Source organism: Flavobacterium sp., assembly GCF_024710485.1.
GTDB lineage: Bacteria > Bacteroidota > Bacteroidia > Flavobacteriales > Flavobacteriaceae > Flavobacterium.
On sequence record NZ_JANJUQ010000007.1, the window covers coordinates 230,534 to 254,163 of the forward strand.

The window sequence follows — 23,630 nt, forward strand, 5'->3', positions numbered from 1 at the left end:
AATTGAATGTTTAATTAAATATATATACATTATGCAAATTCCAACTATCGTAGGAGCAGGTTTAATCGTTATTGGTGCTGGTTTAGGTATCGGTAAAATTGGTGGTTCAGCAATGGATGCTATTGCTCGTCAACCTGAAGCTTCAGGAAAAATCCAAACAGCTATGCTTATTGCTGCTGCTTTGATTGAAGGTATTGGTTTCGCTGCGTTATTCGCTGCTTAATCATAAAAAAACAGCAACAGTTGCAACGGTTGGTTGTAACTGTTGTTTTTAAAAAAGAATTCTAGATCTGAATATTATATATAATGGAAAAACTATTAGAACAATTTTCGCTTGGTTTATTTGTTTGGATGCTTGTCATCTTTATCGCGTTGATTTTCTTATTGAAAAAATTCGCTTGGAAACCAATTCTTGATGCGGTAAACGAAAGAGAAGAAGGAATTAGAAATGCATTATTATCAGCTGAGAACGCTAAGAAAGAAATGCAAAATTTAAAAGCCGATAACGAGAAATTATTAGCTGAAGCCAGATTAGAGCGTGATTCAATGATTAAAGAAGCTCGTGAAATCAAAGAGAAAATGATTAACGATGCCAAATCGGAAGCACAAGTTGCCGGTCAACAAATGATTGAGCAAGCCAAAGCTTCTATCGAAAGTGAAAAAAATGCAGCTATGGCTGAATTGAAAGCACACGTTTCAACCTTATCGTTAGATATCGCTGAAAAATTGTTGAAAGAAGAATTATCCAACAAAGAATCTCAAACCAAATTGGTTGAGAAAATGTTAGGTGACGTAAAATTAAATTAATCGGTATGTCAAGAGCAGCGATTAGATACGCAAAAGCAATTTTAGAGACAGCAGTTGCCACCGGAAATACGGCCAAAGTAAACGACGATATGTTGACTATTGTGGCTACCGTAGCCGGAAGTGCTGAATTGAGCGAATTTTTAGCAAGCCCGATTACTTCATCTGAAGTAAAAATGAGTGCTTTGAAAGAAGTTTTCGCTACGGTTCAACCGGAAACTACTTCCTTGTTCCGATTGCTTCAAGAGAACAAAAGATTCGAAATTTTAGCCACTATCGCGTCCCAATTCAACGCACAGTTTGATGAAATGAACGGAGTGGAAGTAGCCAAAATCACCACCGCTTTCCCAATCACAGCTGATTTGGAGCAACAAGTTTTGGCTAAAATCGCTACTATTTCAAACAAAAAGATAACCGTTCAAAACGTAGTAGATCCAAGTATTATAGGTGGATTTATTTTAAGAATCGGTGACAAACAATACAACGCTTCTGTGGCCAACAGATTGCAAGAGTTAAGAAGAGAATTTAGTAATTAATTACCATTAAATATAAAACAATGGCAGAAATTAAAGCTGCTGAAATTTCAGCAATATTAAAGAAACAAGTAGAAGGATTTCAATCCGGTGCTACGTTAGAAGAAGTAGGAACTGTTCTTCAGGTAGGTGATGGTATCGCTCGTGTTTACGGGTTATCAAACGCACAGTACGGTGAGTTAGTACAATTCGAAAACGGATTGGAAGCTATCGTATTGAACTTAGAAGAAGACAATGTTGGGGTAGTACTCTTAGGACCTTCAACCGGTATTAAAGAAGGATCAACTGTAAAAAGAACGCAACGTATTGCCTCTTTAAAAGTAGGTGAGCAAATCGTAGGTCGTGTAGTAAACACCCTTGGCGAGCCAATAGACGGTAAAGGACCAATCGGTGGTGATTTATACGAAATGCCATTGGAAAGAAAAGCTCCCGGAGTTATCTTCCGTCAACCGGTAACCGAGCCGTTACAAACCGGAATCAAGTCAATCGACGCCATGATTCCTGTAGGTAGAGGGCAACGTGAGTTGGTAATTGGTGACCGTCAAACCGGTAAAACCACGGTTTGTATCGATACTATCTTGAACCAAAAAGAGTTCTACGATGCTGGTCAACCGGTATTTTGTATCTATGTAGCCGTTGGACAAAAAGCGTCTACGGTTGCGGGTATTGCTAAAACATTAGAAGAAAAAGGTGCTATGGCATATACAGTAATTGTAGCTGCTAACGCTTCTGACCCTGCGCCAATGCAGGTATATGCTCCAATGGCAGGTGCTGCTATCGGAGAGTATTTCCGTGATTCAGGTCGTCCGGCTTTGATCATTTATGATGATTTATCAAAACAAGCGGTTGCCTACCGTGAGGTGTCTTTGTTGTTAAGAAGACCACCGGGACGTGAGGCTTACCCTGGAGACGTATTCTACTTACACTCTCGTTTGTTAGAAAGAGCTTGTAAAGTGATTGCCGATGATGATATCGCGAAAAACATGAACGATTTACCGGAATCTTTACGTCCTATCGTAAAAGGTGGCGGTTCATTAACAGCTTTACCAATCATTGAAACTCAAGCAGGTGACGTTTCTGCGTATATCCCAACCAACGTAATTTCGATTACTGACGGACAGATTTTCTTGGAGTCTGACTTGTTCAACTCAGGAGTTCGTCCGGCAATTAACGTAGGTATCTCGGTATCTCGTGTTGGAGGTAATGCCCAGATTAAATCGATGAAAAAAGTATCAGGTACCTTGAAATTGGACCAAGCACAATTCCGTGAATTAGAAGCATTTGCTAAATTCGGTTCTGACTTGGATGCTGCTACTTTAAACGTAATCGAAAAAGGTAGAAGAAACGTAGAAATCTTGAAACAAGCGGTAAACGATCCGTTTACTGTGGAAGATCAGGTAGCGATTATCTATGCCGGTTCTAAAAACTTGTTGAGAAACGTTCCTGTGAATAAAGTAAAAGAATTCGAAAAAGATTATATTGAATACTTGAACAACAAACACAGAGATACTTTAAATGCGCTTAAAGCCGGTAAATTGGATGATACCATTACCGATGTTTTAGAAAAAGCAGCTAAAGAAATTTCAGCGAAATATAACTAATAACAATTTGAAGATTTGAGAATTTGAAGATGTAATCTATTTTCAAATTTTCAAATCCGATAATTTTCAAATTAACTATGGCAAACTTAAAGGAAATCCGTAATAGAATTACTTCCGTTCAGTCGACGATGCAAATTACATCGGCGATGAAGATGGTTTCTGCCGCTAAGCTAAAAAAAGCACAAGATGCTATTACAGCTATGCGCCCTTATGCCGAAAAATTAACGGAATTATTACAAAGTGTTAGTGCCACTTTAGAAGGTGATGCCGGCGGACAATACACTTCACAACGCGAAGTAAACAAAGTTTTGATTGTTGCCATTACGTCTAACAGAGGTTTGTGTGGTGCTTTCAACACTAACGTTATCAAGCAAGTAAAAGTGGTAGCCGACAGTTATGCCGGAAAACAAGTAGACGTTTTTGCCATCGGAAAGAAAGGTAATGATGTGTTGCGTAAAACCAATACAGTAGTTGACAACAAAAGCGAAGTATTTGACAACCTGACTTTTGATAATGTGGCCGAGATTGCGGATGTATTGACAGAAAAATTTGTTTCGGGTGAATACGATAAAATTGAAGTGGTGTATAACCAATTCAAAAATGCTGCAACACAAGTGGTCATGACAGAGCAATTCTTACCATTGGCTCCGGTACAATCAGACAAAGCTTCTTCAAGCGGAGATTATATTTTCGAACCGTCAAAAGAAGAGATTGTGTTGACCTTGATTCCTAAGTCGTTGAAAACACAATTGTACAAATCGGTTCGTGATTCATTTGCAGCTGAGCACGGAGCTCGTATGACGGCGATGCACAAAGCAACCGACAATGCCACCGAATTGAGAAACCAATTGAAATTAACCTATAACAAAGCGCGTCAAGCAGCTATTACCAACGAAATCTTAGAAATCGTAGGTGGAGCCGAAGCTTTAAACGGATAATTTTAAAAAGAATATTTAAAAGAAAGAGCGAACATTTGTTCGCTCTTTCTTTTTGCACCAATTATCAAATCAATTATCTCAAAGTTGTAGAATATATTTTTTCTTAAGTCAAATAATGCAAGTAACCCACCAAAAGCCGGTACTAATTTACGGTAGTTTAAAACAACTTAATACCCGTAATTTTTATAATTTAATCCACTTGAGAACTTCCGTTTTTTCTTCTGAGAAGATTTTTATGTAATAAGTGCCGGAGCTAAAATCAGCTACATTAACTTCTTCAGCGGATATTTGAAAATTCTCCTCTTTAATCATTTGACCATTGGAATTATAGATAACATATTTTGTAATGTTTTTTTCTGAGGATAAAAATAAAATATCTTTAGTGGGATTTGGATACAATTTGAAGTTTGCATTTTCAAATTCATTACTATTCAATTGTTCGGTAATAGTTAATTGAACCAAAGGTCTATTAGCATTGATTAGCATTACTAAAGCATCAAGACTGCTACTTCCAACACGTGCTGCATTTGTATTTGCATTAGTTGATCTTTCCCAAGTAATATCTGCTGTTGGTGTACTTGGTCTGTACCATTCTACAAAGATGATGATGTTTGAAGTTCCGTCCCATTGAAAAGGAGTACTAAAAGGAACTTCTTTCCATCCGGTACCTGTCGGGATACTATAAGTAGATGAAGCGAAAACCTCTGTAGCACCAATTATTTCTGTATTCCAAGCCGGGACTGGATTAGTTGCCCAAACGTTATTTGTAGTATGCTTGAGCAACACCTTGATGTAGGCATCATTGAATGTATATTCTCCAGTGCCCGATTTCCTCCAAGCCAATTTGTTAATGGTTCCGGCTATACCACCGGCAGCTACAATCTCTTGTGCTGTATAGAGCGACATTGTTCTGGAGTATCGATTAACAGTTGTGCTCGTTGATAGTAATACATTGGTCGAGGATGCGCCTGTTGAAGTTCCCAAAGAAACAGTCACTTGCGCTGTCATCTGAAAAGTAAAACAAAGAAATCCTGTTAAAAATAAGAGTAAAGCTTTTTTCATAGTTATTTAGGATTTTAATTTATGATTGTTGTTTGATAAAAGTAAACAAAAAACTAACTCAATTAATAAAAAATGATTTTACTCATGTTGAGTCTTTTTTATTACTTTTAAAGTAAAATTCAGCCGATGGAAGTCAGAGAGCTTACAACCATTTGCCAAATGTTGGCGCAATTCGACACAATGCAATTTTTGTATCCTAAAATGACAATTGAACGTTACGAATCCTTCTTAGTAGATATGATTCCCAAAAACTATAAACAAGCTGCAGTTTTTGAAAATAATGTTTGCGTAGGATTGACCGGCTTTTGGTTTGGTACCAAGTTATGGACGGGGAAATACATTGAAATTGATAATTTTATTGTGCATCCTAATCACCGTCAAAAAGGAATAGGCAGTATCATTTCGAGTTACATTGATAAAAAAGCCAAAGAATTAAATTGCACGTGTATTGTTTTAGATGCTTTTACAAGTAATTTCCAGGCACACAAATTCTACTACAATTTAGGCTATGTGCCGAGAGGTTTTCATTTTGTCAAAACTATTAATGAAAATGGATTTTCCTAATCCAATAAAATCCTATTTTTGTTACCCTAACAAGCATTATCTTGAGTTTATATAAAAACCTTTTCAAACAAACCCTAATCTATGGCCTGGCAACGGTGCTACCCAGAATGATTAGCTTTTTATTGAATCCGCTTTACGTAGACCAATTGCCCAAACAGGAATTTGCCGATGTTTCTATTGTTTTTGCTTGGTTAGTCTTTTTCAACGTTATTTTATCTTACGGCATGGAAACGGCTTTTTTCCGATTTTACAATACGGATACTGACAAAAAGAAGGTGATTTCAACCGCAACCGTTTCGTTAGTTTGGACTTCCATACTCTTTTTATTCTTATCGTTGTTGTACAGAAACACCTTGTCCGATTGGTCCGGCATCAAAGTAGAATACATCACTTATACCATTTGGATTTTGGTGTTAGACGCTTTGGTTATCATTCCGTTTTCTAAATTAAGAGCTACGCAAAGGCCTATGATGTATGCCTTTATCAAAATCGGGAATGTAGTGTTAAACCTATTGCTCAACTTGTTCTTTTTGTTGCTGTTGCCCCGATTGGCCCAAACAGATACAGAAGGTTTTTTCAATACCATTTATTTCGAAAACTTCCAGGTAGGTTACATTTTCGTGTCTAATTTAATTGCGAGTCTGGCCACTTTCGCAGTTTTATCGCCGGATTATTTTAAAATTAGTTGGAAGTTTGATTTCAACCTATGGAAAAAAATGATGAATTATGGTTTGCCAATTTTAATTGCAGGTATAGCCTTTGCCATCAACGAACATTTCGATAAAATTTTATTAGATTGGATGAAGGTGTCCAAGTCAGACATCGGTGCTTATTCTGCTTGTTACAAGATAGGAATGTTTATGGTTTTATTCAGAACGGCTTATACCTTAGGAATAGAACCGTTCTTCTTTAGTCATGCCCAAAATGAAAATGCTCAGCAAACTTACGCTACTATCACGAAGTACTTTGTGATTTTTGGTTCGCTTATCAGCTTTTTTGTCATTGCGTTTATCGATTTATTGAAGCTGCCTTTGGTTCCTGAAGACAGTTATTGGGTCGCCATCAAGGTAGTGCCGCTGATTGTAATTGCTAATTTCTTTTTGGGAATCTATACCAATTTATCTGTTTGGTATAAATTAATTGACAAAACTAAAATTGGGGCTTATATTTCAATAGTAGGTGCTTTGGTAACATTGCTGCTTAATTATGTACTCATCAAATTTGGTTTAAGTTATTACGGCTCTGCAATTGCTACTATAGCAGCTTATGGCACCATGATGATGATATCTTATCAAATGGGACAAAAGCAATATCCTATTCCTTACGACATTACTACAATTTTAAAGTATTTGTTGCTTTCAATATCGTTCTCAGCAATCTCGTTTTACATACCTGAATTAAGAGACAATTATATTGTTAAAGTGGTTTTACTATCACTATTTTTATATTTTATTTACTACAGTGAAAAAGAAACGCTTACCGGAATTATTAAAAGAAAAGCCAAATGACCATAAAAATCATTAACAAGTCACAACACGATTTGCCTAATTATGAAACCATAGCCTCTGCCGGAATGGATTTGAGAGCAAATTTAACCGAATCTATAGTGCTAAAACCCTTAGAGCGAACCATAGTAAAAACCGGTCTTTTTATTGAATTGCCGTTAGGCTATGAAGCCCAAGTCCGACCAAGAAGCGGTTTGGCAGCCAAAAAAGGAATCACTGTTTTAAATTCACCGGGTACAGTTGATGCCGATTATCGCGGAGAAATTGGGGTGATTTTAGTAAATTTATCCCAAGAAGATTTCACCATCGAAAATGGAGAAAGAATCGCTCAATTAGTTATTGCCAAACACGAACGTGCCGAATGGATTGAAGTTTCCGAATTATCTGAAACCTCAAGAGGCGAAGGCGGTTTTGGCAGTACAGGAGTAAAATAGTGCTCAGTATTCAGTTGACAGTGTTCAAAAAAACAAAGTAAAAACATCTTGCGAACTTTGCGAAATACCTTTGCGAACTTTGCGGTTAAATTAAATAAATAATGAAAATAATAGTTCCAATGGCCGGTCGTGGCTCACGCCTCCGTCCACATACCTTAACCGTTCCAAAACCGTTAATCCCAATCGCCGGAAAACCTATCGTTCACCGTTTGGTAGAAGATATCGCCAAAGTGCTTAATCAAGAGATTGAAGAAATTGCCTTTATCATCCACGAAAGTTTTGGAAAAAAAGTGGAAGAAGATTTGATTGCCATAGCCGAAAAATTGGGCTCCAGAGGAACCATTTATTACCAAAATGAAGCCTTAGGCACCGGTCACGCCATCATGTGTGCCAAAGACTCTTTAAGCGGCCCGGCTGTTATTGCTTATGCCGATACTTTGATTCGCGCCAATTTTAATTTAGACCAATCGGCCGATAGCGTGATTTGGGTAAAACAGGTCGACCAACCGGAAGCTTTCGGGGTAATCAACTTAAACGAAGCCAATGAAATTGTAGAATTAGTCGAAAAACCTAAAGAGTTTGTTTCGGATTTGGCGGTTATCGGGATTTATTATTTCAAAGACGTTGGCGTTCTTAAAAATGAATTGCAAAGTGTTTTAGATAACAATATTATCCACGGCGGCGAATACCAAATTAACGACGGTATTAAACAAATGATGGCAAAAGGCATGAAATTTGTGCCGGGTGAAGTAGACGAATGGATGGATTGTGGCAACAAAGAAGTCACCGTAGAAACCAATTCCAGAATGCTCGGATTTTTACATGAAGATGGCGAAAATTTAATCGCTGAAAACGTAAGATTGGAAAATGCTACGGTCATTCCGCCATGTTATATTGGGGAAGATGTAGCCATCATCAATTCGGTGGTTGGCCCTAATGTTTCCTTAGGCAAAGGCACACATGTAACCAATAGTAAAATCCAAAATAGTTTGATTCAAACCCATTCTCATATTAAAAATGCGCAATTGAATAATGCGATGATAGGCAATCACGCGAGTTTTGACGGCGATTTCACCAGCATCAGCTTAGGGGATTACTCGGTTTTAGAATAAAAAGATAATGAAGAGATTTAAAATGTATAGTTGGCTTATCGGAATGGTATTCGTTCCCACGCTTCTTTTGGCGCAAACTGAGCCTGAAGAGGTTGCGGCTATAGACGATAAATTTCAAAACTTTTTTTACGAAGCTCTTAAACAAAAAGGCATCGAGAACTACGACAAAGCCATAGAGGCTTTAGAGCGTTGCAAAGAACTTGAACCTAACAATGCCGTAGTGTATTTTGAATTGGGCAAAAATTATCTGTCGCAAAAAAAGTATAAAGACGCCTACGACAATTTCGAGAAAGTGACTCAAATGGATTCTAAAAACCGTTGGGCTTGGGTTGGCATGTACGACGTTTGCTACGACACTCACGATTACCATCAGGCGATAATCATCGTCCAAAAGTTAATCGAGTTCAAACCCGACTACAAAGAGGATTTGACCTCATTGTATATGAATACACAGCAATATGATAAAGCGTTGGAGCTCATCAACGAACTTAATGAAAAGGTAGGGAGATCAGACAAGCGCGACTTGTACAAAGCCGATATTTTACGCGATGCCAAATACCAATCGGCGGAAAAAAATAATTTACTCGATCAAATTAAAAAGTTCCCAAAGGAAGAATCCAATTACATTAGCTTAATCTACATGTATTCGCAAAGCAATCAGGAAGAAAAAGCCCTGGAAATAGCCAAAAAATTGGAAAAAGAAATCCCGACTTCCGATTGGGCGCAAGTGAGTTTGTTCAAATTTCATCTCAATAATAACGATGGCGACAATGCGGTAAAAGCGATGAACATCGTGTTGCCGAGTAAAAAAATCGACCCTAAAATCAAGCATCGCATTTTAAATGAATTCTTGCTGTTTGCTAAAAACAATCCGAAATACGAAGCCGATTTAGATAAAGCCATTGGGTATTTTGATGAGGACAAAGACATTAAAGTAGCCAAAGAAATCGGTAAGTTTTTCTACGGAAAAGCCAATTGGTCCAAAGCTGTAAAATACTTCGAAATGCATCTTAAAAATGCACCCGAAGACATGGAAACGCTCTTACTTTTGTTGCAAGCCTATACCGAAAATAACCAGTTTGATGCTCTGGCTAAAAAATCAGACGAGTTGTCACAGCTTTTCCCGACACAGCCTCAGTTTTATTATTATGCCGGATTGGCTTATAATCAGCTTAAATCATTTAAAAAAGCTACTGACATGCTAGAAACTGGCTTGGATTTTGTTATCGAGGATTTGGCTCTGGAGATTAATTTCAACATTCAACTCGGCGAAGCCTACAGTGGTTTAGGCGATATGAAAAAGAAAGAAAAGTATTTTACCAAAGCCAACGAACTCATTAACAAACAAAAGAAATAATGAAGTATTGGACTTTAATCATAGCGACACTCTTTTTGGTTTCCTGTAAATCAAAAGCAGGAATGGTAAATACCAATTCGGTCACGCCTTATGTAGTGGATGAAAACGAAATGACTTCCAAAAAAGTAATCGAAAACCACTACAGCAATAAAAGAGATTTTTCCACGTTATACATTCGTTCAAGCGCCAAATACCGCGACGACAGACAATCGCAAAACGTTTCGGCTGAAATCAAAATCAAAAAAGACGAAAAGATATTGGTCAGTATTCGTTTCTTAGGCATCACTATGGCCAAAGCCCTAATTACACCGAAAGAAGTGAAGTATTACGAGAAAATCAACGGGACTTATTTTGAAGGCGATTACGCTTCGTTAAGCGAATGGTTGGGAACCGATTTGGATTTCACCAAAGTGCAAAACATGTTGTTGGGACAGCCGATAGACGATTTGACCCAACAAAAATACATCTCAGAGGTGACCGATAAGTTTTACAAATTGAACGCCACGGATAATAAAACCGAAAAATCTTTTTTCTTCGAGGCTAAAAACTATCTGCTTAAAAAACAAGAAGTGGTACAACCCGAAAAAGAAAGAGCTTTTGCTGTGAACTATTCAGAATTTCAAAATTTTGCTTCTGCAATACTTCCGGCCGGATTGTTTATCAATGCCACGCAGAAGAAAGGTAAAACCGAAATTGCCATCGATTACAATTCGGTTACCTTCAACGAAGAATTGTCATTTCCGTACAGCGTTCCCGACGGATATGACAGAATTTTTATAAATTAGTCGAGCCAAAATTTACTTTTATCATGCCAAAATTCCTTTTCTGCCTGTTGTTCTTTTGTTTAGCTACACCCATGTGGAGCCAACCGCCAACGCAAGAAGAACTCGAAGAACGAAAAGCCAAAATTCAACTCGAAATCCAAGAGAAAGAAAAATTACTGCAATCGGTAAAGAGTAAAGAAAAGTCCGTGGTAAGTCAGCTATTGATTCAAAAAGAAAAAATCGGACTCAAAGAAAAACTCATCCGCACTACCGAAAAGCAAACCAAGTTGCTCAGCAATGATATTTACATCAACCAATTGAAAATTAATCAGCTTAATCGCGATTTGGAAAAGTTGCGCGAAGATTACGCACAGATGATTGTCAAGTCGTATAAAAGCCGTTCAGAGCAAAGTCGCGCCATGTTTTTATTGTCTTCGGAAAACTTCCTGCAAGCTTACAAAAGAGCCCAATATATGAAGCAATATGCCAGTTACCGTAAAATGCAAGGCGAAGAAATCAAAGGAAAAACCAAGCAATTGGAAGACTACAATGTTAAGATTGGCGCTCAAAAGCAAGAGAAAGAAAAGCTAATCGCTGAAAACGAAAAAGAGAAGCAAGAGCTTGAAAAAGAGAAGCAAGAGCAAGAAAAAATTGCCAATCAAATCAAGAAAGAAAAGGGTAAAATTGCCGCCGAAATTAAAAAGAAGCAGCAGGAAACTAAACGAATTGATGCTCAAATTAAAAAAATGATTCGCGATGCGATTGCCGCTGCTAACAAAAAAACTGCTGCGGCTAATGCCAAATCAAATCCTAAATCAACAGCCGCCGAGAAAAAAGCTATCGAATCATCCTCTAAAATTGTATTGACGCCGGAAGGCAAAATAGTTTCAGATAATTTTAAAGCCAATAAAGGAAGGTTGCCTTGGCCGGTGGAGAAAGGCGCTATTACTTTAGGATACGGAGACCAACCACATCCGGTATTCCGAACGCTGACAGTTCACAACAGTGGCATCGAAATTTCTACGGAAAGCGGTTCAACGGCACGCGCGGTTTTTGCCGGAGAAGTTACTCAAGTGCAACAGCTAACACCACTTAAAAAAGCAGTAGCGGTGAAACATGGAGATTTTTTCACCATTTACCAAAACTTGAGTTCAGTAAATGTGAATGTTGGAGACAAAGTTTCTGCCAAAGAAGTGTTGGGGAAAATCAGAACAGATTCCGACGGCAGAACCGTTTTGAAGTTTTTAGTCCTGCAAAACACGACTTTCTTTAACCCAACCGGATGGTTGTCAGGAAGATAAAAAAAAGACCCAATCGGGTCTTTTTTTTATACAAATAAGGCTTTTAATTCAGTGGCATCGTTGGGCTTCATCTTGCCGGCCAACACCAAACTGAGTTGTTTTCTTCTCAAAGCCGCATCGTAACGTTGTTTTTCCAATTCGGTTTCCGGGATAATGTTCGGCACCGGTACAGGATGTCCCATCTCGTCTACCGCTACAAAAGTGTAAATGGCTTCGTTAGCTTTGGTTCGGTTACCCGATTCGCGGTCTTCAATCCAAACATCAATAAATATTTCCATCGATGAGGTAAAAGCCCTTGATACTTTAGCTTCTACAGTTACCACGCTTCCCAAAGGAATAGCGCGATTAAAAGCCACATGGTTCACCGAAGCGGTTACTACTATTCTGCGCGAATGTCTTCTGGCGGCGATACTGGCAGCACGGTCCATTCTGGCTAATAATTCACCACCAAAAAGATTGTTCAACGGATTCGTTTCACTGGGTAATACCAAATCGGTTAATACCGTTAAAGATTCAGAAGGATGTTTCGGATGCATAGCTGTTTTTTTGCAAAGGTAAGTACAGTAAACAAAAAATCCCGACTTAACGGGACTTTTTTATAATTCTTCTATCAGCAACCAAGCGTCTTTGTTGTCTAACTTTCGGATGTCTTTTACCGTGGCTTGTGCTTCGGCATAGCTCGAAAAACTGCCGTATAATACCGGGAATAAACCGTGCTTGTTTTGTGGTAGTCTTTTAGCTTTAAAACCTAATTTTATTAAAGAGTTGTATGCTTTATCGGCATTGCTTTCAATTCTGAAAACTCCGGCCACTACATGGTAAGGCATTTTTTCATTCGGTACTGTTAAGGTAACACTCGGTAACGGGTTTTCGATGAAAAAGGTAGCTTCTTGTATTTTTTGGTTGATTTTTTTCTGAACATTGGATTGAACTAACAACGTTTCTTGCTCTATTTGATTCAAATAATTGTCGTATAATTTATAGCCCAAAGCTCCGGTTAAACCAAGAGATAAGACAAAAACAGCGGCATATTTTAAAGCTTTGTAATTGCTTCTTTTTTCCGGAGTGAAGGCAATCGGCGCTTTTTCTTCGATGGTTTCAACCTCTTCTTTGTACACCTCGCGTTTCACGGCAGGCGACATAAACGGACTCAATCCGAAAGATTCTTTGAGATAGTTGATTTGATCAGCCGGAACGAAAACTATATTTCTCTCGGCATTCAGCGTAAACTCCCCTATGTTTTTTAAAGAAATGCGGCCCATTTCTTGGATGCGATTCATCCAAACCGTTACTTCATTTTGAATGGCATGTACGGCTGTTTCGTAGGCAACTTTTTCAGCTTGTGCCAAATGATTGGCCAACAAACCGTCATTGTTCTTCAAAAACGGATTGAAAGAAATCAATTTTTTTGGCGGATAAAAAGAATGTGAACTCTCATCCAATTGTGCCGATTGGAATTCGGTTAAAAAAGCACCAAATCCGGGAACGGTAACACACTGATAGCGATATAATAATTGGGAAATGTGGTGTTCAATCTTCATATTGACAAATTTAGAGAAACAATAGTAGTATCAAAAAATTATTCACAATTTTTATTAACAATCCGAATAAAAAAACCGTTATTTTTGTAGTATTTTATTGATATGAATACCAACGAACTATTTTATCTTTTAGCACTGATTCAAGTAGAAGGCGTAGGCGATATTATGGCAAAAAAGTTACTAACTGCTTTTGGTTCAGCTACTGCCGTTTTTGAAGCCAAGTCTAATCAACTACGGGCTGTTGACGGTATAGGCGATGCTTTGGTGCGAAAGCTGAAAGACAAATCCATTTTTGAAAAAGCTAACGCCGAAATGCAATTTATTGAACAAGAAGGTGTTCGGGTGTTGTGTTTTACAGACGAAGCCTATCCGGAACGATTGAAACACTGTATAGACGGTCCGGTTTTGTTGTTTGGTTCCGGTAATTTTGATTTTCGCAATCGGAAACTAATCAGTATTGTTGGTACCCGACAAATCACTGCTTACGGCACCGAATTTTGCAAAAAAATGCTGGAAGATTTATCGTTTTACAATCCAATAATTGTCAGTGGATTTGCGTACGGCGTCGACATTGTGGCGCACCAAACCGCTATGGAATTGCAACTCCAAACCGTTGGCGTTTTAGCCCATGGATTGAATCAAATATATCCTAAAAGTCATAAAAAATACGTTGCCAAAATGGAGCAGAATGGTGGCTTTTTAACCGAATTTTGGAGTAGTTCCAGTCCCGAAAAAGAAAATTTTGTCAAACGAAATCGCATAGTAGCCGGCATGAGCGAAGCCACGATTGTGATTGAAAGCGCTGAAAAAGGCGGTTCGTTAATCACTGCCAATTTGGCCAACGACTATAACAGAGATGTTTTTGCCGTGCCCGGAAGAACGACCGATAAATACAGTCAGGGTTGCAACGAATTGATCAAAACCCAAAGGGCACAACTGATTACTTCGGCCGCCGATTTGATTTACAATCTGAATTGGCAATTGGAAGATAAAAAGCCTAAAACCATTCAAAAACAACTTTTTGTGTCGCTGGATGCTGAAGAACAAAAAATCTATGATTACTTACTGCTAAACGGTAAACAACTTTTGGATATCATAGCACTTGAATGTGATTGCCCGATTTTTAAAGTTTCATCAACGCTTATCAATATGGAACTGAAAGGCGTGATTCGCCCGTTACCCGGAAAATTATTTGAGGCGATTTAGTTTTTATTCAAAACCCAATTTCACACGAACTCTTTGTAAAACACCATCGGCAACGGCACCTGCTTTTTCAGCGCCCTGTTTGAGTAAAGCATCTACTTCCGGCAAGTTGTTCATGTAGTAGTTGTACTTTTCTCTTTCAGTTTTGAAACGCTCGCAAATCAATTCAAATAAAGCTTGTTTGGCATGACCGTAACCGAAATCTCTGTTCGCATTAGCGTATTTGGTTTTCATTTCGGCAATTTGCTCCGCATTGGCTATCAATTTGTAAATCGCAAAAATTTTACAAGTCTCCGGATCTTTCGGTTCTTCTAATGGCGTACTGTCGGTTTCAATACTCATGATTTGCTTACGCAAGGCTTTGTCGTCTAGGAAAATATTAATGAAGTTGCCGCGGGATTTACTCATTTTCTGCCCATCGGTACCGGGAACATACATGGTTTCTTCTTGTACTTTGCCTTCCGGTAATACAAAAGTTTCACCCATTTGGTGGTTGAAACGAGAAGCCACGTCACGAGTAATTTCGATGTGTTGCATTTGGTCTTTGCCTACCGGCACAAAATTAGCATCATACAACAAAATATCGGCGGCCATGAGCATCGGATAGGTAAACAAACCGGCATTTACATCTTCCAAACGATCGGCTTTATCTTTAAAAGAATGTGCCAAGGTTAAGCGTTGGAACGGAAAGAAACAGCCTAAATACCATGACAATTCCGTCGTTTGCACCACATCGCTTTGACGGTAGAAAATTACCTTATTCACATCTAAACCACAAGCCAACCAAACCGACGCTGTACTATACGTGTTTTGGCGAAGTTCGGCACCGTTTTTAATTTGGGTTACCGAATGTAAATCGGCTATAAACAAAAACGACTCGTTATTGGGGTTTTTCGACATTTCGATGGCAGGCAAAATAGCGCCTAACAAATTTCCTAAATGTGGTGTTCCGGTACTTTGAATTCCGGTTAGTATTTTTGGCATTTTCAATAAATTTTCTTCCCGCAAAGTTAAGCCTTTGTAGCAAAAATTGCATACGTTTCATTACTTTTGACAACATGAGAGGCATCAAAATTATTTTTTGGATACTGTATCGCGTTTGGTTTTACATTTTAATGGCGATTCCCATCATTGTCATGTTCCCGTTTCTGTTGGTTTCTATACTTTCAGAAAAATGGTATCCGTACTTTTTTGTCATGGCGCGAATTTGGGCCAAGTTTATCCTTTTTGGTATGGGATTCCGAACCAAGGTTGAATTTGAACAGCAACCTGAAGCCGGTCAAAGCTATATGTTTGTGGCTAATCATACTTCGATGACCGATATTATGCTGATGCTTTCTGTAGTTCGAAATCCGTTTGTTTTTGTGGGCAAAAAAGAACTGGCCAAAATTCCGCTTTTTGGATTTTTCTACAAACGCACTTGTATATTAGTAGACAGAAGTAGTTCTAAAAGCCGTATGGCTGTTTTTGAAAGAGCACAGAAAAGGTTGCACCAAGGCTTAAGCATTTGCATTTTTCCTGAAGGCGGCGTTCCCGAAGAAAGTGTTGTTTTGGATGAATTTAAAGATGGTGCTTTCCGCTTGGCTATGGAACATGAAATTCCGATAGTTCCGATGACTTTTTTTGATAACAAACGATTGTTTTCCTATACTTTTTTCAGTGGAAGGCCCGGTTTGATGCGGGTAAAAGTCCATCGTTTTTTTGAGACTAAAAACCAAAGTCCGGATTACAAAAAAACACTTAAAAATGAAGTTCGTGAGTTACTGCTGAAAGATTTATTAGCAGACCAAAAATAAAAAAGAGTTCCGCAAAACGGAACTCTTTTCAGTTATTACTCGAAAGCAATAACACCACTTAACTAATTTTAAACAAGCACAAATTAAAATTTGTAACTAAAACCGCTGTAAACGCCAAACAAGTAAGGTCTGAAGTTTCCGGCGTTACTGTTGAACGTATTGATTTGGTATTTGAATGTTGGTTCAATATGAAATTCAAATGACTTCAGTAAATCATATTTTACTCCTAATCCAATGTTGGTGCTGAAATGGATATTGTTCAAATTATTCGCTTCACCTAAAAGAGTAGATCGGTTATCGGAAACCACAGAAATCGAATTGTCTTGTAAAAATAAAGTACTGAAACCACCAATAATTTTTATTCCGAATCTTTTCGCCACCAGCGCGTAAGTCAATTCTACAGGCATTTCTAAATAACCGATTTCCTGGTTAATATAACCTTTGTTTTTGTAGACCATGTTTTGTTCAAATGACAACAAATCATCTTCAGTCGGGCCAAGTGAAGCCGAGGGATTCAGTGTATTGTCGTTTTCAACTTGGATAGTGTAACCTGCTCCGGATGGGTTTAAGCCGCTTAGAGTGCGAGTTTGCATGCTGGCATAGTAGAACACGTCGTTGGTGTTGTAGTTCATGTTTACTTTATTCAATCCGGTTCTAATGGATAGCTTTGAATTTACAGCATAACTTACTCCTAATCCGAAACCAACATTGGTATTGAATGTTTTACTATTGTTGACAAAAGTGGAGTCGATAGCGGAACCGTTAGCAAGCGCACCCATAAATACTGGTGCAACATTAGAAGTGATTTGCCATTTGCTCTGTTTGGTTTCTTGTTTTTTCTTATCGTCTTGTTTAGAGGCTAATAATTCTTCCAGAGGATTTTTAGGGTTTTCGTTAGTTTTAGTGCTGTCTTTCGTATTGATTCTGCTCTCTGTTTCGGCTATGACTTTGCCGGTTCCTTTTAGTGATTCAAGAGAAATTTCTTTGGACGTGTCAAAAGCAGCCTTGGTTGATGCTTCTTTGTTAACTATTGCTTGATTGGTTGTAATAACAGATTTTTCGGCGTCAGACAAGTTATTCAAGTTGCTTTGTGATGCTAATTCAACAGTTTTGTTTGCCGCTGATTTCTCCTCTTTTGAGATGTTTCTATCGGCTATGGCTTTGTTTAATAAAGGTTTATAACCAATAGATTTTTTTGGAGTACTTTGTTGACGGTGTTTTTTCGTTCCGGTTGTGGCTTCCGCAGAGGACGAGTCGGAACCGTTGCTTTTTTGAATTTCAGTATTTACAATAACATCTTTAATAACTTCTTCATTCGGCTGAATTGTGGTATTGATAGTTGGGTTTGTATTCGACACGTTTTCTGTACCTTTAGGAGTTTTGTTTTCTTCCACTGTAACTTGGTTTGACGGAATCGATTTCTCGTTGAACTTGGTTATTGTAATCAATCCGCCTACCAACAATATTGCTGCAATACCGGATAGTTTCCACCATAACGGAATGACGCGTCTGGTTTTTTCTTTCTCTAGCTTGGCTTCAATATTGCCCCAAAGTTCTTCAGGAGGATTGGCTTCAAAATCCTTGAATTTTTCCTGAAAAAGGCGGTCTATATTTTTTCTTTCACTCATTTTGCAGAAGGAAACTTTTTTGTTTCTTCGTTTTTTAACTGTTCTATTTTTTCTTTTAATATCATTCGCCCTCTGGCCAAATTTGATTTTGAGGTGCCGATATTGATTTGTAACATCTCCGCAATCTCCGCATGAGAATAGCCGTCTATTACATAAAGGTTGAAAACCAATCGGTACCTATCGGGCAATTCTTGGATAATCTTTAACAGATAATCCAGAGAAATTTCATCTTCATCCAATTCAATCTCACAATCTTCCGCAATATCTTCATTTACCAAACTGAGGAAAGTCTGATTGCGGTATTGTTGCAGCACGTTATTTATCATGACCCTTTTCAGCCAACCGTCGAACGAGCCTTTAAAGGAATATTGTCCTATTTTTTGAAAGATAATCAGAAACCCGTCTTGTAAATTGTCTTGTGCCTCGGTATAATTGCGCGAATATTTTAAGCATACAGCGAACAATTTTCCCGAATACAATCGATACAATTGTTCTTGTGCTTTCCTGTTGTTATTCTTGCAATCATTAATGAGGTCCTTTAAATCCAATTTTCAATAATTGAGAGGTTTAATCGATTACCGGTATTTCATACTCTAAAAACATATCGTTTCCTTGTTCGTCTTTGCCTTGCCAAAATTTGAAAACATAAGAGCCGTTACTGGTGACTAAAAAATCAAACGTACACTCGTATAAGTTGTTCTCCGTCAGTTCTTGACAATTATTTTGTATCTTAACTGCACTTTCAACGGCAATGGTCCTAACGTTTAAATCTTTGTGATAGTAAATAGCATTGTAATCGTGGCAGGTAGAAGGAAGACGATAAAACATTTTGAATTGATAGGTTTCTCCTAATGTCATCTCGCTGGGAATTTCAACACTTTCAACCGGTAATAATACCAGCGAATATCTTGTGTCCGATTCCGAGGAACAAGAATTAAGTAAAAAGAAGAGCGTTACGATAGAAATTAATTTCTTCATGATGGTAATACTTATTTGCTTTTAAGATGATTAGATTGCTAAATGGTTGCGTTAATTTTATAAAAAAACGTCTCGCTTTAAACGAGACGTGAATTTTAATTATCAGATTCTTTGATTAGTTCTTTGATTTTTAGTTCGAGTTCATCGGCCAATTCCGGATTGTCTTTGATAAGTGCTTTTACAGCATCACGACCTTGTCCTAATTTCGTATCGCCGTAGCTGAACCAAGAACCGGCTTTTTTGATGATTTCAAACTCAACAGCCAAGTCCAAAATTTCTCCGGTTTTAGAAACGCCTTCGCCATACATGATATCGAATTCAGCGGTTTTAAAAGGCGGCGCTACTTTGTTTTTAACCACTTTTACTTTGGTTCTGTTTCCGATTACATTTTCACCTTCTTTAATTTGAGATGATCTGCGAATGTCCAAACGAACGGAGGCGTAAAATTTCAAGGCATTTCCACCGGTAGTGGTTTCCGGATTACCGAACATCACCCCGATTTTTTCTCTCAATTGGTTGATGAAGAATACCGTACAGTTGGTTTTGCTTATGGTTCCTGTCAGTTTTCTTAAGGCTTGTGACATCAAACGAGCGTGCAATCCCATTTTAGAATCGCCCATTTCGCCTTCAATTTCACTTTTCGGAGTCAAAGCAGCAACTGAGTCGATAACCACAATGTCAATCGCCCCAGAACGAATTAAGTTTTCTGCAATTTCTAAGGCTTGCTCTCCGTTATCCGGTTGGGAAATGATCAGGTTTTCAATGTCAACGCCCAATTTTTCCGCATAATGACGGTCAAAAGCGTGTTCTGCATCTATAAAAGCGGCAATGCCTCCGGCTTTTTGAGCTTCGGCAATAGCGTGTAACGTTAAAGTGGTTTTACCCGATGATTCCGGACCGTATATTTCAATAATTCTTCCTTTTGGATAGCCGTTTACACCCAAAGCTAAATCCAAACCTAACGAACCGGAAGGAATAACTTCTACTTCTTCCACAGCTCTGTCGCCCATTTTCATTACGGTTCCTTTGCCGTAGGCTTTGTCTAGTTTGTCAAGGGTTAGTTGTAACGCTTTTAATTTGGCTTCTTTTTCTGAACTCATTTTTTAAAATTTTAGTGGCATAAAAATAATGCTTTTTTTGTACTTATTCGGTTCTGTTAACAGGAGTTTTGAACAAATTAGCTTGGTTGACCTTTAATTTTTATCCTTCTTTAAAAGTACTAAGATTTATGCCGGTTTTGGTATGCGAAAACTGTATATTTCAGATTGTTAATCTTTTGTTTTTTTCTCCGTAATATTGAATTCAAACCTGCTATTTTGCTTACTTTTGCAGTCAATTTTACAAACATGGAAAAGTTATTTTCTTACCCGATTTCTGTTGTATACTATTTGTGTTTCGGATTAACCTTGGTTGTTTTTCACCCGATACAGTGGATTTGTTTCAATATTTTCGGATACCAAGCACACAAAAAAAGTGTGGATTACCTCAATTTCTTCTTGGTTAAATGCACCAATCTTTTGGGAACTACTTACACATTTGAAAACCGCGAACGCATTCCGCAGCATGTGCCGATTATTTTTGTAGCCAACCACCAAAGTATGTTTGACATTATTGGAATTATTTGGTATTTGAGACGTTTTCACGCCAAGTTTGTCAGCAAAAAAGAATTAGGGAAAGGCATACCAAGTGTTTCTTATAATTTAAGACACGGCGGTTCGGTCTTAATCGACCGTAAAGATCCGAAACAGGCTATTCCGGTCATCAAAGGACTTTCAGAATATATCGAGAAACATAAACGTTCCGCAGTTATTTTCCCGGAAGGCACCAGAAGCAAAAACGGAACTCCTAAAGAATTTGCGCAAAGCGGTCTGAAAATTCTTTGTAAATATGCGCCATCGGCTTATGTCGTGCCGATTACCATCAATAATTCGTGGAAAATGGTTAAATTTGGTGCCTTTCCCATGGGTTTAGGCACTCGTTTACAATTCATTATTCACGAACCGTTAGCCGTTAAAGATTTTTCTTTTGAAGAATTGATGGAAAAAACCGAAAATGCAGTCAAACAATCGATTAAAAATTAAATAATGCCTCAAAAAAACATCCGACTTGAAGTCATGCAATTCCTCGAAAAGAAAGTCGACAGCTTTGTCGATCAGTTTTTAATTCCCGTGGAAAAGATATGGCAACCATCTGATTTACTTCCCAATTCTGAGGAAGACAATTTTATGGAAGAAGTCAAAGAATTAAGAGAAATTGCCAAAGACTTACCCTATGATTTTTGGGTAGTAATGGTTGGCGACACCATAACCGAAGAAGCTCTACCAACCTACGAATCCTGGTTAATGGAAGTAGAAGGTGTAGACAACGAAGGCCGAAACGGCTGGTCGAAATGGGTGCGCCAATGGACCGGTGAAGAAAACCGTCACGGCGATTTGCTCAACAAATACCTATACCTTTCCGGCCGCGTTAACATGCGCGAAGTGGAAGTTACCACCCAACATTTAATCAACGACGGTTTCGATATCGGTACCGGAAAAGATCCTTACAAAAATTTTGTGTATACTAGTTTTCAGGAATTGGCGACTTATGTTTCCCACAACAGAGTTTCTCAAATTGCCAAACAATACGGCGACAAGAAGTTGTCTAAATTGTGCAAATTAATTGCCGGCGATGAAATGCGTCACCACCATGCTTATTCCGAATTTGTGAACCAAATTTTCAAAGTGGATCCGAGCGAAATGATGTTGGCCTTTCAATACATGATGAAACAAAAAATCACCATGCCGGCGCATTTCTTGAGAGAATCAGGTGAAAAAATCAGTACGGCTTTTGAAGAGTTTTCGAATTCAGCGCAAAAAATCGGAGTGTATACAGCCTCCGATTATGTAGATATTATGCAAAAACTTATCGAAAAATGGGAAATCGATAAAATAGGTAACCTGACGGCAGAGGCTGAAAAAGCCAGAGATTATTTGATGAAGTTGCCGGAAAGAATGGCTAAAATTTCTGAGCGTTTGGTCTTGCCCGATGAAACCAAAGTGTTCAAATGGGTACAACCGGCATTAGTACGATAAATCAACAAGATCCTTTCGAGAGAAAGGATTTTTTTAAATTCAACAACATGTCCATTATAGATAAGACCATCCTTTTTGTCAAAACTAAGCTGGAGCAGGCCGAAGGCGGACACGATTGGTTTCATATCGAACGTGTGTATAAAAATGCCTTGTTGATTGCTCAAGAAGAAGCTTGTGATTTGATTGTAGTGAAACTCGCCGCCTTACTACATGATATAGCCGACAGTAAGTTTCATAATGGCGATGAAACCATTGGTCCCAAAACTGCTCGATTGTTTTTGGAGGCCGAAAAAGTCGACGAAGCCACCATTGTTCACGTGGTTAACATCATCGAAAATATGTCGTTTAAAGGAGGCAATTTTGAAAGAACGTTTTTCTCTAAAGAACTGGAAATTGTTCAAGACGCTGATCGTTTAGATGCGATTGGCGCTATAGGGATTGCTCGTTGTTTTAATTACGGCGGCTTTAAAAACCGAGCGCTTTATAATCCGGCTATTCCGCCAAAGTTCGGCATGAATAAAGAAGAATACAAAAACAGTGATTCGCCAACCATCAACCATTTCTACGAAAAGTTATTGTTGCTGAAAGACAAAATGAATACGCCAACCGGTAAGAAAATTGCGGAAGCACGCCATCGCTTTATAGAAAATTTCCTGGCGCAGTTTTACGCCGAATGGGAAGGGGAAAGTTAGTTTACAGTCGCAGCATTCCGTTTTATGAGACTGAATACTGCGACTACAACTCTTTATTTCCCGGTAAAACTGGCTTTTCTTTTCTCTAAAAATGCCGTTGTACCTTCTTTAAAATCTTCGGTACCGAAGCATTTTCCGAAGTTTCTGATTTCCACGTCAAAGCCGTCCACATCGTGTTTGTAATTGGCATTCACCGCTTTAATCGCTTTACCAATGGCTGATGGCGAATTGCGCATGATTTTCGAGGCGATGCCTTTGGTGAATTCCAACAACTCGGCTTGTGGCACAACATGATTCACCAATCCGTATGATTTTGCGGTTTCGGCGTCAATCATTCCGGCAGTCATAATCATTTCCATAGCGCGTCCTTTGCCTACCAATTGCGGCAAACGTTGTGTTCCGCCATAACCCGGAATTACGCCTAAAGATACTTCCGGCAATCCCATTTTAGCGTTATCGGAAGCTACTCGGAAATGACAAGACATGGCCAATTCCAAACCACCGCCCAAAGCAAATCCGTTCACGGCTGCAATTACCGGCGTGTTTTATTTTTATACAAAAACAAAACAAGTAAATAAAAAACAAATTAGATATTGAGCCACACAAAATACAAACCAAATACCAAAAAAGATTTCCCAATTGATACCAAGGATGATACTTTTGAGAAAAAAGAAAAATTAGTGGTAAAACTTGCACCAAATAGGGAAGTAAAAGTGATAGATATTGAAACGAGATATCTTGAC

Annotated in this window: 25 protein-coding genes and 1 pseudogene; 17 read left to right on the forward strand and 9 right to left on the reverse strand. The window is 38.3% G+C overall.

What is annotated here, in order from left to right:
• The first annotated feature begins 31 nt into the window (after positions 1 to 31).
• The 5 genes from atpE (at position 32) to atpG (ending at position 3,876) form a co-directional block, all read left to right on the forward strand.
• Entirely contained in the window at positions 32 to 223 is a 192-nt protein-coding gene (gene atpE, locus Q0M21_RS02130) for an ATP synthase F0 subunit C (RefSeq protein ID WP_008255642.1), read from the forward strand.
• Between the two features lie 83 nt (positions 224 to 306).
• Positions 307 to 807: a F0F1 ATP synthase subunit B gene (locus tag Q0M21_RS02135; protein ID WP_295334060.1), complete on the forward strand. Its 501-nt coding sequence runs from the start codon at positions 307 to 309 to the stop codon at positions 805 to 807.
• On the forward strand, positions 807 to 1,340 hold the full coding sequence (gene atpH, locus Q0M21_RS02140) for an ATP synthase F1 subunit delta (protein WP_295334131.1): 534 nt from the start codon (positions 807 to 809) through the stop codon (positions 1,338 to 1,340). The genes Q0M21_RS02135 and atpH overlap by 1 nt, the downstream gene beginning before the upstream one ends.
• A gap of 20 nt (positions 1,341 to 1,360) precedes the next feature.
• Complete coding sequence (gene atpA / locus Q0M21_RS02145; protein ID WP_295334062.1) at positions 1,361 to 2,938, forward strand: F0F1 ATP synthase subunit alpha; 1,578 nt, start codon at positions 1,361 to 1,363, stop codon at positions 2,936 to 2,938.
• 77 nt (positions 2,939 to 3,015) lie between these two features.
• Positions 3,016 to 3,876, forward strand: coding sequence for an ATP synthase F1 subunit gamma (atpG, locus tag Q0M21_RS02150; protein WP_295334065.1), 861 nt, complete (start codon positions 3,016 to 3,018; stop codon positions 3,874 to 3,876).
• 183 nt (positions 3,877 to 4,059) lie between these two features.
• Here the strand turns inward: atpG and Q0M21_RS02155 are convergent, their stop codons facing one another.
• Positions 4,060 to 4,938 (reverse strand): T9SS type A sorting domain-containing protein, encoded by an 879-nt coding sequence (locus Q0M21_RS02155; RefSeq protein WP_295334067.1) that lies wholly within the window; start codon positions 4,936 to 4,938, stop codon positions 4,060 to 4,062.
• A 126-nt stretch (positions 4,939 to 5,064) separates the two neighbouring features.
• Here Q0M21_RS02155 and Q0M21_RS02160 point away from each other — a divergent pair, with 126 nt between their 5' ends.
• The 7 genes from Q0M21_RS02160 to Q0M21_RS02190 all read left to right on the forward strand — a co-directional run bounded on the left by Q0M21_RS02160 (position 5,065) and on the right by Q0M21_RS02190 (position 11,975).
• Positions 5,065 to 5,502 (forward strand): GNAT family N-acetyltransferase, encoded by a 438-nt coding sequence (locus tag Q0M21_RS02160; protein ID WP_295334070.1) that lies wholly within the window; start codon positions 5,065 to 5,067, stop codon positions 5,500 to 5,502.
• 41 nt (positions 5,503 to 5,543) lie between these two features.
• Complete coding sequence (locus tag Q0M21_RS02165; protein ID WP_295334073.1) at positions 5,544 to 7,010, forward strand: oligosaccharide flippase family protein; 1,467 nt, start codon at positions 5,544 to 5,546, stop codon at positions 7,008 to 7,010.
• On the forward strand, positions 7,007 to 7,441 hold the full coding sequence (gene dut, locus Q0M21_RS02170; protein ID WP_295334076.1) for a dUTP diphosphatase: 435 nt from the start codon (positions 7,007 to 7,009) through the stop codon (positions 7,439 to 7,441). The genes Q0M21_RS02165 and dut overlap by 4 nt, the downstream gene beginning before the upstream one ends.
• A 101-nt stretch (positions 7,442 to 7,542) precedes the next feature.
• Complete coding sequence (locus Q0M21_RS02175; RefSeq protein WP_295334079.1) at positions 7,543 to 8,553, forward strand: sugar phosphate nucleotidyltransferase; 1,011 nt, start codon at positions 7,543 to 7,545, stop codon at positions 8,551 to 8,553.
• A 7-nt stretch (positions 8,554 to 8,560) separates the two neighbouring features.
• On the forward strand, positions 8,561 to 9,910 hold the full coding sequence (locus Q0M21_RS02180; protein ID WP_295334082.1) for a tetratricopeptide repeat protein: 1,350 nt from the start codon (positions 8,561 to 8,563) through the stop codon (positions 9,908 to 9,910).
• Positions 9,910 to 10,695 carry a DUF4292 domain-containing protein gene (locus tag Q0M21_RS02185; protein WP_367273704.1) on the forward strand — a complete coding sequence of 262 codons (786 nt, stop codon included), beginning with the start codon at positions 9,910 to 9,912 and terminating at the stop codon, positions 10,693 to 10,695. Before Q0M21_RS02180 ends, Q0M21_RS02185 begins: the two co-directional genes overlap by 1 nt.
• A 23-nt stretch (positions 10,696 to 10,718) precedes the next feature.
• Positions 10,719 to 11,975, forward strand: coding sequence for a peptidoglycan DD-metalloendopeptidase family protein (locus Q0M21_RS02190; protein ID WP_295334085.1), 1,257 nt, complete (start codon positions 10,719 to 10,721; stop codon positions 11,973 to 11,975).
• Positions 11,976 to 12,001: 26 nt separating this feature from the next.
• Here Q0M21_RS02190 and Q0M21_RS02195 read toward each other — a convergent pair whose 3' ends face one another.
• Both Q0M21_RS02195 and Q0M21_RS02200 read right to left on the reverse strand, forming a co-directional pair.
• A complete protein-coding gene (locus tag Q0M21_RS02195) occupies positions 12,002 to 12,511 on the reverse strand; it encodes an acyl-CoA thioesterase (RefSeq protein WP_295334088.1) in 510 nt (169 codons plus the stop codon).
• Positions 12,512 to 12,571: 60 nt separating this feature from the next.
• Positions 12,572 to 13,516, reverse strand: coding sequence for an SPOR domain-containing protein (locus tag Q0M21_RS02200; protein ID WP_295334091.1), 945 nt, complete (start codon positions 13,514 to 13,516; stop codon positions 12,572 to 12,574).
• 102 nt (positions 13,517 to 13,618) lie between these two features.
• Here Q0M21_RS02200 and dprA point away from each other — a divergent pair, with 102 nt between their 5' ends.
• Entirely contained in the window at positions 13,619 to 14,722 is a 1,104-nt protein-coding gene (gene dprA, locus Q0M21_RS02205) for a DNA-processing protein DprA (RefSeq protein ID WP_295334094.1), read from the forward strand.
• A 3-nt stretch (positions 14,723 to 14,725) separates the two neighbouring features.
• Here the strand turns inward: dprA and trpS are convergent, their stop codons facing one another.
• On the reverse strand, positions 14,726 to 15,703 hold the full coding sequence (gene trpS / locus Q0M21_RS02210; RefSeq protein WP_295334097.1) for a tryptophan--tRNA ligase: 978 nt from the start codon (positions 15,701 to 15,703) through the stop codon (positions 14,726 to 14,728).
• 74 nt (positions 15,704 to 15,777) lie between these two features.
• Between trpS and Q0M21_RS02215 the strand changes: the two genes are divergently transcribed.
• Positions 15,778 to 16,515: a 1-acyl-sn-glycerol-3-phosphate acyltransferase gene (locus Q0M21_RS02215; protein WP_295334100.1), complete on the forward strand. Its 738-nt coding sequence runs from the start codon at positions 15,778 to 15,780 to the stop codon at positions 16,513 to 16,515.
• Positions 16,516 to 16,598: 83 nt separating this feature from the next.
• Here the strand turns inward: Q0M21_RS02215 and Q0M21_RS02220 are convergent, their stop codons facing one another.
• The 4 genes from Q0M21_RS02220 to recA all read right to left on the reverse strand — a co-directional run bounded on the left by Q0M21_RS02220 (position 16,599) and on the right by recA (position 20,221).
• The gene (locus Q0M21_RS02220) at positions 16,599 to 18,143 is read right to left on the reverse strand and encodes a hypothetical protein (protein ID WP_295334101.1); all 1,545 of its coding nucleotides are present in this window, start codon (positions 18,141 to 18,143) and stop codon (positions 16,599 to 16,601) included.
• Positions 18,140 to 18,691 carry a sigma-70 family RNA polymerase sigma factor gene (locus tag Q0M21_RS02225; RefSeq protein WP_295334103.1) on the reverse strand — a complete coding sequence of 184 codons (552 nt, stop codon included), beginning with the start codon at positions 18,689 to 18,691 and terminating at the stop codon, positions 18,140 to 18,142. Before Q0M21_RS02225 ends, Q0M21_RS02220 begins: the two co-directional genes overlap by 4 nt.
• A 19-nt stretch (positions 18,692 to 18,710) precedes the next feature.
• Complete coding sequence (locus Q0M21_RS02230; RefSeq protein WP_295334105.1) at positions 18,711 to 19,121, reverse strand: hypothetical protein; 411 nt, start codon at positions 19,119 to 19,121, stop codon at positions 18,711 to 18,713.
• Positions 19,122 to 19,216: 95 nt separating this feature from the next.
• Positions 19,217 to 20,221 carry a recombinase RecA gene (gene recA / locus Q0M21_RS02235; protein WP_295334107.1) on the reverse strand — a complete coding sequence of 335 codons (1,005 nt, stop codon included), beginning with the start codon at positions 20,219 to 20,221 and terminating at the stop codon, positions 19,217 to 19,219.
• 246 nt (positions 20,222 to 20,467) lie between these two features.
• On the opposite strand from recA, the gene Q0M21_RS02240 reads away from it, so the two are divergent.
• From Q0M21_RS02240 to Q0M21_RS02250, 3 genes are read left to right on the forward strand one after another with little or no spacing between them, the layout of a single operon-like run.
• Entirely contained in the window at positions 20,468 to 21,202 is a 735-nt protein-coding gene (locus Q0M21_RS02240) for a 1-acyl-sn-glycerol-3-phosphate acyltransferase (RefSeq protein ID WP_295334110.1), read from the forward strand.
• A 3-nt stretch (positions 21,203 to 21,205) separates the two neighbouring features.
• A complete protein-coding gene (locus tag Q0M21_RS02245) occupies positions 21,206 to 22,195 on the forward strand; it encodes an acyl-ACP desaturase (protein WP_290874225.1) in 990 nt (329 codons plus the stop codon).
• Between the two features lie 47 nt (positions 22,196 to 22,242).
• On the forward strand, positions 22,243 to 22,887 hold the full coding sequence (locus Q0M21_RS02250; RefSeq protein ID WP_295334113.1) for an HD domain-containing protein: 645 nt from the start codon (positions 22,243 to 22,245) through the stop codon (positions 22,885 to 22,887).
• 53 nt (positions 22,888 to 22,940) lie between these two features.
• Here Q0M21_RS02250 and Q0M21_RS02255 read toward each other — a convergent pair.
• Positions 22,941 to 23,426: pseudogene (locus Q0M21_RS02255) on the reverse strand (enoyl-CoA hydratase/isomerase family protein); the annotation flags it as partial.
• Positions 23,427 to 23,630: the final 204 nt, after the last annotated feature.

What these genes read in the sequence shown, in the direction of transcription:
- Q0M21_RS02220 (WP_295334101.1), bottom strand. Translation starts at nt 18,143, where the DNA reads ATGAGTGAAAGAAAAAATATAGACCGCCTTTTTCAGGAAAAATTCAAG.
- Q0M21_RS02190 (WP_295334085.1), top strand. Translation starts at nt 10,719, where the DNA reads ATGCCAAAATTCCTTTTCTGCCTGTTGTTCTTTTGTTTAGCTACACCC.
- Q0M21_RS02175 (WP_295334079.1), top strand. Translation starts at nt 7,543, where the DNA reads ATGAAAATAATAGTTCCAATGGCCGGTCGTGGCTCACGCCTCCGTCCA.
- Q0M21_RS02195 (WP_295334088.1), bottom strand. Translation starts at nt 12,511, where the DNA reads ATGCATCCGAAACATCCTTCTGAATCTTTAACGGTATTAACCGATTTG.
- Q0M21_RS02240 (WP_295334110.1), top strand. Translation starts at nt 20,468, where the DNA reads ATGGAAAAGTTATTTTCTTACCCGATTTCTGTTGTATACTATTTGTGT.
- Q0M21_RS02250 (WP_295334113.1), top strand. Translation starts at nt 22,243, where the DNA reads ATGTCCATTATAGATAAGACCATCCTTTTTGTCAAAACTAAGCTGGAG.
- Q0M21_RS02215 (WP_295334100.1), top strand. Translation starts at nt 15,778, where the DNA reads ATGAGAGGCATCAAAATTATTTTTTGGATACTGTATCGCGTTTGGTTT.
- Q0M21_RS02180 (WP_295334082.1), top strand. Translation starts at nt 8,561, where the DNA reads ATGAAGAGATTTAAAATGTATAGTTGGCTTATCGGAATGGTATTCGTT.
- Q0M21_RS02135 (WP_295334060.1), top strand. Translation starts at nt 307, where the DNA reads ATGGAAAAACTATTAGAACAATTTTCGCTTGGTTTATTTGTTTGGATG.
- Q0M21_RS02160 (WP_295334070.1), top strand. Translation starts at nt 5,065, where the DNA reads ATGGAAGTCAGAGAGCTTACAACCATTTGCCAAATGTTGGCGCAATTC.
- Q0M21_RS02245 (WP_290874225.1), top strand. Translation starts at nt 21,206, where the DNA reads ATGCCTCAAAAAAACATCCGACTTGAAGTCATGCAATTCCTCGAAAAG.
- Q0M21_RS02155 (WP_295334067.1), bottom strand. Translation starts at nt 4,938, where the DNA reads ATGAAAAAAGCTTTACTCTTATTTTTAACAGGATTTCTTTGTTTTACT.
- Q0M21_RS02230 (WP_295334105.1), bottom strand. Translation starts at nt 19,121, where the DNA reads ATGAAGAAATTAATTTCTATCGTAACGCTCTTCTTTTTACTTAATTCT.
- Q0M21_RS02200 (WP_295334091.1), bottom strand. Translation starts at nt 13,516, where the DNA reads ATGAAGATTGAACACCACATTTCCCAATTATTATATCGCTATCAGTGT.
- Q0M21_RS02185 (WP_367273704.1), top strand. Translation starts at nt 9,910, where the DNA reads ATGAAGTATTGGACTTTAATCATAGCGACACTCTTTTTGGTTTCCTGT.
- trpS (WP_295334097.1), bottom strand. Translation starts at nt 15,703, where the DNA reads ATGCCAAAAATACTAACCGGAATTCAAAGTACCGGAACACCACATTTA.
- recA (WP_295334107.1), bottom strand. Translation starts at nt 20,221, where the DNA reads ATGAGTTCAGAAAAAGAAGCCAAATTAAAAGCGTTACAACTAACCCTT.
- atpE (WP_008255642.1), top strand. Translation starts at nt 32, where the DNA reads ATGCAAATTCCAACTATCGTAGGAGCAGGTTTAATCGTTATTGGTGCT.
- atpA (WP_295334062.1), top strand. Translation starts at nt 1,361, where the DNA reads ATGGCAGAAATTAAAGCTGCTGAAATTTCAGCAATATTAAAGAAACAA.
- dut (WP_295334076.1), top strand. Translation starts at nt 7,007, where the DNA reads ATGACCATAAAAATCATTAACAAGTCACAACACGATTTGCCTAATTAT.
- atpG (WP_295334065.1), top strand. Translation starts at nt 3,016, where the DNA reads ATGGCAAACTTAAAGGAAATCCGTAATAGAATTACTTCCGTTCAGTCG.
- dprA (WP_295334094.1), top strand. Translation starts at nt 13,619, where the DNA reads ATGAATACCAACGAACTATTTTATCTTTTAGCACTGATTCAAGTAGAA.